The sequence below is a fragment of the Oceanobacillus jordanicus genome, assembly GCF_022095695.1.
GTDB lineage: Bacteria > Bacillota > Bacilli > Bacillales > Amphibacillaceae > Oceanobacillus_B > Oceanobacillus_B jordanicus.
Genome location: NZ_JAIFZM010000007.1, coordinates 92487 through 104817, shown reverse-complemented (window position 1 = coordinate 104817; position 12331 = coordinate 92487). Strand labels below are relative to the sequence as shown.

General features: G+C 40.4%; 13 protein-coding genes. 5 read left to right on the top strand and 8 right to left on the bottom strand.

Features of this window, described 5'->3' with window-relative positions:
* The first annotated feature begins 17 nt into the window (after positions 1-17).
* Complete coding sequence (locus tag K3T81_RS09975) at positions 18-1400, top strand: TcaA NTF2-like domain-containing protein (RefSeq protein WP_238019732.1); 1383 nt, start codon at positions 18-20, stop codon at positions 1398-1400.
* A 30-nt stretch (positions 1401-1430) separates the two neighbouring features.
* Entirely contained in the window at positions 1431-2228 is a 798-nt protein-coding gene (locus K3T81_RS09970; RefSeq protein WP_238019730.1) for a hypothetical protein, read from the top strand.
* 92 nt (positions 2229-2320) lie between these two features.
* Here K3T81_RS09970 and K3T81_RS09965 read toward each other — a convergent pair whose 3' ends face one another.
* The gene (locus K3T81_RS09965) at positions 2321-3535 is read right to left on the bottom strand and encodes an MFS transporter (protein ID WP_238019728.1); all 1215 of its coding nucleotides are present in this window, start codon (positions 3533-3535) and stop codon (positions 2321-2323) included.
* Between the two features lie 67 nt (positions 3536-3602).
* On the bottom strand, positions 3603-4673 hold the full coding sequence (locus K3T81_RS09960) for an AbrB family transcriptional regulator (RefSeq protein ID WP_238019726.1): 1071 nt from the start codon (positions 4671-4673) through the stop codon (positions 3603-3605).
* Between the two features lie 143 nt (positions 4674-4816).
* Here K3T81_RS09960 and K3T81_RS09955 point away from each other — a divergent pair, with 143 nt between their 5' ends.
* From K3T81_RS09955 to K3T81_RS09945, 3 genes are read left to right on the top strand one after another with little or no spacing between them, the layout of a single operon-like run.
* A complete protein-coding gene (locus K3T81_RS09955; protein WP_238019725.1) occupies positions 4817-5122 on the top strand; it encodes a PadR family transcriptional regulator in 306 nt (101 codons plus the stop codon).
* Positions 5119-5502 (top strand): hypothetical protein, encoded by a 384-nt coding sequence (locus K3T81_RS09950; protein ID WP_238019723.1) that lies wholly within the window; start codon positions 5119-5121, stop codon positions 5500-5502. Before K3T81_RS09955 ends, K3T81_RS09950 begins: the two co-directional genes overlap by 4 nt.
* Before the next feature lie 18 nt (positions 5503-5520).
* The gene (locus K3T81_RS09945) at positions 5521-5712 is read left to right on the top strand and encodes a hypothetical protein (RefSeq protein WP_238019721.1); all 192 of its coding nucleotides are present in this window, start codon (positions 5521-5523) and stop codon (positions 5710-5712) included.
* A 191-nt stretch (positions 5713-5903) separates the two neighbouring features.
* Here the strand turns inward: K3T81_RS09945 and K3T81_RS09940 are convergent, their stop codons facing one another.
* The 6 genes from K3T81_RS09940 to K3T81_RS09915 form a co-directional block, all read right to left on the bottom strand.
* The gene (locus tag K3T81_RS09940) at positions 5904-7166 is read right to left on the bottom strand and encodes a metal-dependent hydrolase family protein (protein ID WP_238019719.1); all 1263 of its coding nucleotides are present in this window, start codon (positions 7164-7166) and stop codon (positions 5904-5906) included.
* A 26-nt stretch (positions 7167-7192) separates the two neighbouring features.
* The gene (locus tag K3T81_RS09935; RefSeq protein ID WP_238019717.1) at positions 7193-8359 is read right to left on the bottom strand and encodes a hypothetical protein; all 1167 of its coding nucleotides are present in this window, start codon (positions 8357-8359) and stop codon (positions 7193-7195) included.
* A 518-nt stretch (positions 8360-8877) separates the two neighbouring features.
* Positions 8878-9525, bottom strand: coding sequence for a class II aldolase/adducin family protein (locus K3T81_RS09930; RefSeq protein ID WP_238019716.1), 648 nt, complete (start codon positions 9523-9525; stop codon positions 8878-8880).
* 15 nt (positions 9526-9540) lie between these two features.
* On the bottom strand, positions 9541-10815 hold the full coding sequence (locus K3T81_RS09925; RefSeq protein ID WP_036575604.1) for a TRAP transporter large permease: 1275 nt from the start codon (positions 10813-10815) through the stop codon (positions 9541-9543).
* Complete coding sequence (locus K3T81_RS09920; protein ID WP_106897569.1) at positions 10812-11309, bottom strand: TRAP transporter small permease; 498 nt, start codon at positions 11307-11309, stop codon at positions 10812-10814. Before K3T81_RS09920 ends, K3T81_RS09925 begins: the two co-directional genes overlap by 4 nt.
* Entirely contained in the window at positions 11310-12326 is a 1017-nt protein-coding gene (locus K3T81_RS09915) for a TRAP transporter substrate-binding protein (protein WP_238019715.1), read from the bottom strand.
* Positions 12327-12331 lie beyond the last annotated feature (5 nt).

The window sequence follows — 12331 nt, the reverse complement described above, 5'->3', positions numbered from 1 at the left end:
AGAAAGGAGGAAAAACTATGCCCTATTGTAAAAATTGCGGAACAAGGCTAGAGACGGAAGATCGGTTTTGCACAGAATGTGGAGAAGCTTCTCAGCAAGCAGACACGATTGGGCCAACTCGTGGAAGCAAACCACGCCAACCGATGAAAAAACGCACGAAAGTGTTACTCCTTATTATTGGGGCACTTTGTTTGTCATTATTTATTGCCCATAAAATGCTGGATAGCTATTTTAGTCCAATGAAGCAGCTTCAGGCTATGGACGAGGCCATTTCAGAAGAACAGGCAGGAGCATTCCTTGACCATGTGCAAGTTGATGAAGATGCATTACTTAATAATGAAGCGTATCTCCAATACATAAAAGAAACGGAATGGGATCACGTGAAAGAGCAGTTTATGCAAATAGTGGAATCGGAAGAACAACAGCCAACCAAGCTGGAGAAAAAAATTATAAGCTCCAACGGTACAGAGCTATTTCGGGTCAAACCTAAATCTGTTGTTTTAGGACTTTATACAACTTATACATTCCAAGCAGTACCAGTTGAGCTTGTTGCGTCTTCTTCCATGGACAATGCCGAAGTAACGATTGATCGAGTAACAGAGAAGCTAAATTTAGAAGAGCCTACTACCATTACCACGGTTTACCCAGGCACTTATACATTAACTGCTAAAGCGGAGAATATGTTCGGTGAGTTTGCCTATGAAGAAGATCTTATAGTAGAAGCTGCAGATCAACACGAAGTCTATGCTGAGTTCCCAGGATATACACAAAGCATCTATTCCAACCAAATGGAAGCAAGTCTCTTTATGAACGGTAAGGATACAGGCAAGAAACTTAACGAATTCGACTTTCTTGGTCCCTTCCCAGAAGAGAATGGGTTGGAATTTCATGCTGAATGGGAAGCTCCTGACGGAAGCGTGTTGAAGACCGATACACTACAACCGCAAGCAGACGGGTGGTATGATCTTGATTTCTGGTTTGATGATCAAGCCATTTATGCTGCCGAGGCGCAAGCTGCAGTATCGCCTGAAGAAGAGGCTGGTGACCTTGTTCTCAGCTTTCGCGATGCCTATGAGAATGCGGTGAACTTTCAGGATTATAGTTTGATAGAACCCTATGTAGAGCCCGAAAGCGATGCATCAGAGGAGCTGGGGACCTACATCGCCGATTTAGAGGATACAAACTATTATTATGAATTCACCTCGAATGAAGTTATAGATGCCAAAATCGTCGACGAGCTTACCGTAAAAGTGACAACGAACGAACAATTCACGTTTACAAATCACCTCGATGAACAGACAGATTATGATCGAGAAAAAAACTATACGGTCGTGACAGGTGAAGACGGTTATCGTATCCGTAGTATTACGTATGAAGAAACAGAGAGAGAAAAAAGATAAAGTATCTATTTATTAAAAGGGGATTAGAACATGCTCGTTTGTACTACATGTAATCATAAACAAGAAACAGGAAAATTTTGCGGTGTTTGTGGGTCAGCCGTGACGCCTGAGGGGAACCCAGCAAATGTAGACCATTTGACTGCAAAAGCTCAGTCTGCAGCAACCATGGCACCTGTAAACCAACCTACGGATATCAAGGATGGCTTGCAGCAATACGGCTCTTACTTCTTAAGCTTACTTAAAAATCCATCACTCGCATTTCAGTCTGGGCGGAAGCATTTTATATCAGGGTTCGTTACCTTAATTATCTATGCAATTGCCTTTTCTTTAAGCATTTACTTTCTAGCAAACTCGTTAACGCGTTCATTTATGGGTGGGTTTGGAGCAACAGAAAGTTCTCTTCCATTTTTCGAATTGAACTTTCGACTTTTCTTTATTATTGCCATTTCAGTGGTGATCTCTTTATTTAGCAGCTTTATAATGGTTAAAGCTGCTAAAAATCATATCGACTTCCAAACATACGTAGCACAATTTGGTGGGCTGGCAGTACCGTTTGCTACTTTAAATGTATTAGCTATTTTATTCGGACTAGCAGGCTCTATCCAATTAACCATTTATACACTTGGTACGTCATTAATTTTATTCTTAATGTTTGTTCCAGTAATCATGGTATATGAGAAAGCTACCCTTGTTGCAAAACAGGGACAACGCGTCTACCTTAGCTTAGCTACTGTTATCTTAATGTCAGTTCTAACCTATATAGTTGGGCGAATTATGTTGGCCGATTTTATTAGTGATGTAGAGGATCTTTTATATTACGTCCTTTAAGTAGCAAAATAAAAACAACCAGAGTCACTTTAGAGTGGTTCTGGTTGTTTTTATTTTCTCCTGCTTTTTTCCACTTAATAATAAGACGCTCTCTAACTTGCTTCTCTAAAATACGTTTTCTTGGCCGGCATTAATGCACTGTATCCAATTAGGAAGGCGATTAGCAGCATAGCTGTAGATAACACAATGATCATCAGTCTAAGGGAAATAATGTCCCCCATCGTTCCAACCACTAATACCATTAAAATTTGTAGGCCACTTTGCAATAACTGCACAAGACTTGTTACCCTTCCCATTAAATTTGTTGGGACATTATTCTGGTAAAACGTCATTATTCCCGTGTTTAAGAAACTGTTAAAGAAGCCTAATATGATGAAGCCGATCGTTATGGTTAAAAACGACCAGGAGAAGGCATAGAGAACATACCCAACCGACTGAAATAGAATTCCCAAGGCAATCAAATATCGTAGTGAGAAAAGATGAGAGAAAACAGACACGAGTATGGCACCCGTAATCGATCCAATCCCTGTAATACTAATGAGTAAGCTATAATCCATTTCGGATAACCCTACTACGTCTTGGGTAAACACTACTTCCTGAGCGTCCATTGCAAACGCGAAGATCGTGGTAACCAGAAACAATCCGTAAATATACGCTACATAATGGTTGACCTTAACAAAGTTACGAACAACTTGGAAGTCTTCTCGTACTTGAGCCCAGGAAAGCTTTGGTATGGTTGCCTTCTCAACTGCACCCATTTCAGGCAATAGCATTAGGAAAAACGCAGATAGTAGAAAGGCTGACGAGTTAATGATTAGCGTTATATCGATGCCCCAAAATAGAATAAGGGATCCGGCTACAGCTGGACCTATAATGAAGGCACCTGATGTTGTAAGGGACTGAATAGAATTAAATCGTTTCCGCATCTCCTTCGATATCATTTCTGTTATGTACGTCATAGAAGAAGGACCAAAAAATGATTTCGCAATACTTAGCAAGATGAGAAATAAAAAGATGAACCAAATAGAAGATAAGAAAGGAAGGCAGAATACAAATATCGCCCTAGCCAAATATGTCACAATCATGATCTTCCGCTTACTTCGGTACTCAATAAAACTTCCGGTCCAAAATTTAGTTAACACATTTACGATGGGGCCGACTACCCAAAGCCCAGCCACCGCAGCCGCTGAACCCGTTATTTGAAAGACTAATAAATTGATAGCGATTAGATATATGAAATCTCCGAGACTAGCAGTTCCTACTGAAATTAAAAGAATGGTCGGTTGCTTCCATTTGGTCAATGACATAACCAGTTTTCCTCCTTCTATTTAACCTTCCTAAACTCTCAGTCCAAGTACAATGCAAACAAAAAGTTTAAGATATGTGACTGGTCGATCTTCTATCACGAAATAACATACCTAATAGTGGTGGCACGCCAATTACAATGACAAGTATACGAATGAGTTGCAAAGAGCTAACGACAGCAGGATCTCCCCCAAGACTATATGCTGTTAAAACCATCTCAAACAAACCGCCTGGTGCAATGCTTAAAATAGCTGTAACATAATCTAATGAGGTTAGGTTTGCTAAAATCACACCAAGCATAATAGAAAAGGCAATTATGCCAAGGGATGTGCCAAAATATATAAAGGAGAGCTTTCCACCTGCCTTTATATCTCGAAACAGAATATTTTTACCAAGGCTTGCCCCGACCGCAACCTGTGCTGCATACATAAGAGTGGGAGGGATCGCTGGCAGCTCCACGAGCGTAATATTAAGTGCCGCTGTCACCCCAATTGCCCCGATAATAATCCCCGCTGGAATTTTTTTATTCAAAAACAACGCGGCCAATGCTGGCAGGATAAAAGCCAAATAGCTAACAGGAGATCCAAGAATAACTTCTGTGGAAGCCTGACCATTTGTGTTCCCTGTTCCTTGTCCGAATAACAAGGCCATAATGGAAGGAACGGTAAAGAGAACGGTCACCAGACGAATTGTTTGAAAGATAACAACCAAGGACGTGCGTGCCTTAAATGCTTCACTCGCCAATGTCATCTCAGACAAGCCCCCTGGAATACTACCAAAAATACTTGTCATGCTGTCTACCTTTACCCACGATAATTTTGTCACCATGATACTGATAAAAATACTAGCAAAAATAAGAATGAGGGTAAGCAAAAGATATGGAAGAAAATACGGGAGTATCATCTGGAAAGTTTCCAATGTAAAATAAAGTCCAAAATAAATTCCAAGTATAATAAAGCTTGTATTTTTTATTGGGGTCGGGATATATGCTTCCTGCTTTAATAGCCCTTGTGCGATAAAGGTAAACGTTAAGGCACCAAGCACCCAGGGAAGCGGCATATTTAGGATGTAAAAAATATATCCACCAATCGCAGCAACCAAAAATGTGAAGATTAACCGTCGTTTTTTATTCGCTTGCATTATAAAAACCCCTTACTTATATCTCTCTAAACCTAGCATACCATGGTTTTTGCACAATTGTGACAAAAGTTGACTCATAGGATTTTTTTGATTACTATTACGTTATACGATATAACACAAAACGTAATAGATGAGGTGAAGCAATGCAGTCACTTGACCGGTTTTCAGAGCCAGCTTTATTTATCTTAATCAGTTTAGCCGAAGGAGAAAAGCACGGCTATGCCATCATGGAAGATATTGAAAAACACTATCATAAAAAGCTTGGACCAGGGACACTATATGGCGCCATTAGCCGAATGGAAAAGCTGCGTCTCATAGAAGCTATGCCCTTACAAAACAGAAGAAAGCCGTATAAGGTTACGGAATCTGGCAAAGCGTATCTGGAGGAAAGATTAAAGGAATTGGAACAAGTGACGTCGCTTGGATGGAGGAGGCTTGGCTTATTATGAAATGGCTTCTCTATGTATACCCCAAAAAATGGCGTGCGCATTATGGGGAAGAGCTTTTATATATACTTAGCATGAAAAAACCAACCATTCGAGATGTCATGAACATCTTATTCAACGGTATCTTGGAACGGTTCCTTGCCTGGAAAGATTTGCTAAAATATTCGTCACATACATCGCTCTATTATTTACAAAGAAGTTTTTCCCTGTTACTTTTTCTAATCGTGGTGTGTGCATGTATTGGGTACAGCCTTGCTATGGCACCCATACCTGATTTCTCCATAGAATGGATTTTGCTGTTCGGTGTTTTCGCCATATCCTATTTTTGCTATGTAAGTGGGATAATAAAGGTTTTATTTCTTTTTCAAAAGCACACAAAATAAGAAAAGCGAGGAAAAATGATGAATTATACCATGTTAAAAGATGTTAAGACGATGCTCGGATTTTCCGCTTCTATTATAGGAAGTATTATTGCTATCTTGTTAGCAGCAAGAGATTTAGATGGATGGGTGGTTTTCAGTATATTATCCCTCATTCTTCTAGCGCTAAGTGTAACGCGGGCAAGTCGTTTGTATAATCAGAAAAGCACATAAAAAGAGAGAAAAGCTTCCACTTTTCTCTCCTTTTTGCTTCTTATCCCGGTGCAACCGTCCGTAAGACTCCCACTTCAAAACATGAAGTGAAGCTAGTTTTGAGTGGGAGTAAACGGACGCTAACACCCCGATTCGTTCAACTAACAATCAGTGGGATAAGAATGAAAACCCCCACTGATTGAAGTTTCACTTTATATACGTACTGTCGTTTTAACCGTATTTTGCTTCACGAGTTGTCCATCTTTAATGACGGTTGTGATGTTTTCCTTGTTTTCTAAACTGCGGATGTCCGTAAGCGGATTGGTCTTCGTAATGATAAGATCCGCTACTTTTCCAGTTTCCAATGTACCCAGTTTGTTATCCCACCCCATACATTCAGCAGCCACTTTTGTCGTTGCCTGTAGGGCTTCCATTGGGGTCATCCCTATCTCACACATTAGGCCAAGCTCTCTTAAGTTGGTACCATGTGGCATGACGCCAGCATCCGTCCCCATTGCGATTTTCACTCCCGCACGATGAGCCTTGGCAACACTCGTTTTATGAATCTCAGCAACCTCTTTTGACTTTTCTACCGCATAGGCTGGCATGTCATTCGTCGTTTCAGCCAACTCTAGTACAGAAACCGGCGCAAGCAATGTTGGCACTAAGTACGTACCGTGCTTTAACATCAAGTCAATTGCCTCATCATCCAAGTAAATGCCATGTTCAATGGAATGGATTCCAGCACGAACTGCATTCTTTATCCCTTCAGAACCTTGAGCGTGGGCCATTACCTTGACCCCATTTCGGAAGCTCGCCTCCCTCACGATAATCTCCAGTTCTTCTTGCGAGAATTGCGTGAATTCTGGATGGTCAGTAGGACTAAGCACACCGCCTGTTGCGTGGACCTTGATAATATCAGCTCCTGCACGTAGCATCTCCCGCACCTTTTTGTGTACTTGATCGGGGCCGTCACATATCGCATCCGGCATGGAAGGGTAGGTTACATTCGTGACATCTATGCCTGATTGCATCCATGAGTCCCCATGACCACCAGTAATGGTAAGTGGATTGATGCTTACTTGCATTCTTGGTCCGACAATTAATCCTTCTTCAATCGCTTGCTTCACACCAACATCCGTAAACCCTGCGTCCCTTACAGAAGTGATTCCGATATCAATCGTTTTCTTTAAATAATCCATCGCCTGGTAAAAACGCATCGAGAAAGGTGTCTCCAATGTTTTCTGCATCTCTGCTTTTTGGAACATCATGTGAACATGTGTATCAAAAAGACCTGGTAAAATGTAGCCTCCATCGGCATCAACTACTTTTGCGTCGGGTTTTAGTGATGCCAATTCTGCTTCTTCTCCCACTGCCTCAATTTTCCCATCGTTTAATAGTACAGCAGCCTTTTCTACTGGTTCTCCTCCATTGCCATCAATTAACGTGCCATTTTTTACAAAAGTGTATGTCATATGTAACGCTCCCCTTCTATTGAGTTTTATAGTGTACCAACAAGAATACTTGCAATCACAATCGATGCAATCGTGACGGTCGTAAACCCACCGACCAGCATCGGCGTTAAAATCTCGTTAAAAATAGCCTTTCTTTCCTTCTCATCCTTTCCTATACTTCTGCTGACTTCCTCACAAATAATATAATCACCAGGAAACCCGAATAATGCTGTTAAGGCAACGGGTATTCCTTTATTTGGATTCCATTTTAATAATTTTGAACTGAAATAGCCGCCAATTAAAATTCCGATTATCCCAACCACCATGATCAAAAGTACTTCTGGAAGATAGTCCGTGAACATGGACGGTGTGATGGAATTCATGGAAGACATCACCACAACAATTAAGAGTGCCATCGTTATCCCAAAGGAATTTGCCTTTTCCATCATACTTCCTTGATAGAAGCCAAAATAGGTTCCTATAATGCCTATTGCAAGTGCCCATAGGCTATAATTAATGCCTGTCAGAGATCCAAGGACTACCGCTATGGCAGCTCCAAGAAACACTTGAAAGAGAAGGATGACCTGTGTTTGGTATTTTTCCGGTAGCAAGCTTTTCCTGCTTTTTTCTTGCTTCTCTTTCGTTGCGGCTACTGTCTGATAGCCTGTCTCACGTAATTCTTTTTGTACAGAGACACCAAGCTTACGTAGGAAAAATGCAGCAAGTGGCATTCCAACAAAGTTTTGAATTCCTAAAATGAGTGCCGGAATGGTGATCAAGCTAACTAGTCCAAGTTCCTGCAGACGTTCTGATGTAATAACAAACGCGATAATCCCACCCGTTAATGGCCCTAATCCAACCACAGAAGATGTATAGCCAACAAACGGTGTAACGAAAACAATGACAAGCACTACAGCGACAAGGATCCCGGATAAGGCAATGAGAACTGCCTTATACTGCTCCTTCAGTTGTTTAAAAGGGATTAATGTCCCCATATGCACAATCAAAACCGCTGGCAAAATAGAAGCGAAAGCGGAAATATTCGCCTTGTCGGCAATATCAGGTGGAAAAACACCTGTCCAAAGTAAGAGTAAATAACCGAACATCACGACAAATAACATCGGGATTCTTGCTCTGGAAACAACGGATAAAAATTCTCCCAATGCGAATAAAGCAAATATTAGCATGGCAGCAACAATAGGCTCGTCTATCATGAGGATCAGCTTCTTTCTCTACTAAATTTTGTTCCTGCGTTAGATTGTGACGTCACTTTAACGTAGTAAACAGTAAAAGATTATTACCCATTCTATGCCCCTATTTTATAAATAAAATATTTGGTTTTTAATGGTAAAAAAGGCTATTTTTATTACATGAAAACAGCTTATGTGAGAACGTTGATGAAGGTTATTTTGAATAATTGAGAAAAGGGTGGGGTGACGCGTGGTTGATTGGCGTTTCGCTTTGGTTGATTGGGACTCCTCTTTGATTGATTGAATAGCTTTTTTTGTTGATTGAACATCCCCTTTGATTGATTAGACAGCTATCTTGGTCGATTGAACATCCCCTTTGATTGATTAGACAGCTATCTTGGTCGATTGGGGCTCTGCTTTGGTTGATTTGCCCACCCATTTGATTGATTGACGTACCTTTTTGATTGATTAAACATCCCCCTTGATTAACAATCCACCTAAAAAACAGCCGAGACTGTGTCTCAGCTGTTTTTCTATTTACCTTAATCCCATTTGCGAACTGGTTTGTAGCCGGCATTATAAAGGAAGTCGTTTACTGTGTCTTCCGATAAGCCGTTTATCTTAATTCCACTCTGCATTGCCTGGATATGCATTCTACACGTATATTCTAGTGTCTGCAATGCCATTCTAGCTTCTTTTAAACTTGTGTCATAAACGATAACACCGTGGTTTTCAAGTAGCATTACATTTCCTAGTTTCGCTTTTTCCTTTACAGCATCTGCGAGCCCAAGACTTCCTGGATGCTCATATGGAATGCGTACGATCTTTTCCAAATAATACATCGCTTCAACAAAATAGTTAGAAGGAATGGCCATATCAGTATTGGCAATAAGTGTACTGTAGAAAGGAGATGCATGCAAAATAGCATTGATCTCTGGTCGCTCTTTGTAAATGTTTTGATGCATAATATGCTCTTTAGATGGCTTTTTCCCTTCAACCAATCCGTCATCTGAACAGAGGGAGAAATCGCTTATATCCATTTCTCCCAGATATGTTCCACTTGCAGATACGTAAAATTGGTCCTCGCTTACTCGAGCGCTAATATTTCCTGCTGTTCCCCAAGCTAGATCATTGTCCATCATGAAAACGCCTGTTTTTTGCAGGTCTTTCACTAAGTCTAATCTATCCATTCTTCTCTAAACTCCTTAGTCAAGCAAATTTAATAGTCCCAGTGATACAGATGGGAATAGTGCAATAATGAGTAACGTAATAATTACTGCAATATAGAATGGTATCATTCCTTTTGTAACCTGGTCTAATCTCAAGTTCGCAATCTTTCCTGCAACGAATAGATTTAACCCAAGTGGTGGTGTTACCATACCAATTGCGAGTGTTACGATCATTACGATTCCAAAATGAACTGGATCAATTCCCATTTCTAAGGCAACCGGTGCCAAAATCGGTGCGAGAATGATAATAGAAGCATTGGTTTCCATAAACATTCCTACCAATAATAGTAACACCATAATAACTAATAAGAATACTGTTCCATTAGTAGAGAAAGATGTAAACATTTCTGCAACCTGTTGTGGAATATTCTCGATAGTTAAAATCCAACTGAATAGCCCAGCACTTGCAATGATAAACATGATCGTTGATGTTGTAACGGTCGCTTGTGTAAGAATCTTGTTGATATTTTTAAAGTTGATCGTTTTATAAAATACAATACTGATTAGAAACGCGTACGCTACGGCAATACCGGCTGCTTCAGTTGCAGTAAAGATTCCACTATAAATACCACCTAAAATGATAACAGGCATAATAAGAGCAGGAATCGCCTCCAAGAACGCTTTACCTAATTCCTTGTTTGTCTTCTTCGGCTCTTTCAGGTAGTTTCGTTTTTTAGATACGATGATTACCACAATAAGTAATCCGATACCAATCACGATACCTGGTGTTACACCTGCGATAAATAAATCACCAATGGACGTACCTGCTGCCACACCATATAAAATCAGCGGAATACTAGGTGGGATGATGATGCCCAATGTCCCTGAAACGCCTTGAACACTTGCGGCAAAATCCTTATGATAACCTCTTTCAACCATTGCAGGAATAAGGATAGCCCCTAATGCTGCAGTTGCGGCAACACTTGAACCTGAAATCGCTGCGAAAAACATGGTTGTTACAACAGTTACAATGGCCAACCCACCAGAAACATGTCCAGTTAAAGCATTGGCTAAATTAATTAATCGCTGAGAAATACCACCGTATTCCATAATGACACCAGCTAGCATGAATAGCGGAATAGCCAGCAATGGGAAGGAATCAAGTGATACAAACGCCCGCTGTGCGAGAACCATTAACGGGATATCTCCTGCAACGAGCAGGGCGATACTTGATGATAAGCCTAGAGAGATCGCAACAGGAACCCCTAGAAGAAATAAGATAATGAGGGATACAAATAATGCGATTATCATTGCGCCCCACCTCCCTCTATTGTTTTACCTTGTTTGTCTTCAATCATGACAGCAATTGTATTAAGCAGTAGCAGCAGAGATCCTAAAGGAATAGCTGCATAAGCCCAACTCATGGAGAATTGCAATGTCGGTGTAGCTTGGTTTACTACTGTTAAGGTTAAAGCAGAACCATAATAGAAAAGAATCGCTGCAAAAATAAGAGAAATCCATAGAATAATAGAATTTAGAACCTTCTTTCTTTTAGCGCTTACAATTTCTACTAAAAAGTCTATTGCAATATGTTCTTTATTTCGCATTGCAAGGGCTGCCCCAAAAAACACAATGTAAATCATTAAATAACGAGATATTTCTTCAGACCAACTAAGCGGATAGTCAATGACAAAGCGTGTAATGACCTGAAGTACCACTAATACCGCTAATACGATAAACATGGCCGATACGATATATTTCACTGCTTTATTAATTTTATCTATAAAACTCACATAGCTCTGCATCTAATTACCCCCTAAACTACTCATCTCAATAATTGAATCATAGAGATCTCTGCCATACTTATCTGCTAAGCGTTCATGGACAGGCAATACCGCTTCACGGAACGGTTCTTTGTCTACTTCAATTATTTCAACTCCAGCGTCTTCCATTTCTTGAAGCGCTTTCTTATCTTGCTCAGCAACAAGCTCATTTTGATAGTTTCTTGCCTCTAATGCTGCTTCTTCAACTGCTTTCTGTTCTTCTTCACTTAGCTTTTCATACGTAATATCACTCATAATCATTTGCACGTAGCCATAAACATGGTCTGTTTTGACTAAGTAGTCTTGTACTTCATGAATCTTAGCACTAGTCGTAAAGGATGCCGGATTTTCCTGTGCATCAATTACCCCAGTTTGGAGTGACGAATACACTTCACTAAAGTTCATCGGAGTCGGATTGGCCCCCATTGCGCCCCATCCTTCTACAGATGCTTCAATATTTGGAACACGAATTTTTATTCCTTTTAAGTCGTCTATTGTGTCAACTCGTTTATTTGTAGTTAATTCCCTTGGTGCACGTGCCCAAAATTCTAGACCGCGAATTCCTGTTTCTTCTAACATATCGCGTTGTAATTCCTCGCCACCTTCTCCGTATAAGAAGGATTCCATATGTTCTTGATCATCGAATAGATAAGGCAATTCCAATATAGAATATGGTTTATAAAAATTAGACATTACCCCTGCAACTAATGCAAAGTCGACAGAGCCTATTTGTGTTCCTTCTATTAAATCTCTATCAGAACCAAGTGTGGAGCTAGGATAAATTTCGACGTTTACTTTACCATCTGTCTTTTCTTCCACCAGTTCAGCGAATTTTACAGAGGCCTTATGCCATGTATGTGATTCACTTTGGATATGTCCAAGCCTTAATGTTGTTACATCCTTTTCCCCTTCTTGGGAGCTCGCTGTGTTTGAGCAAGCTCCGAGAAGGGTGAAGGCAGCTATTAGCAAAATTAGACCAATTATTCTCTCCCGTTTCACCCTAA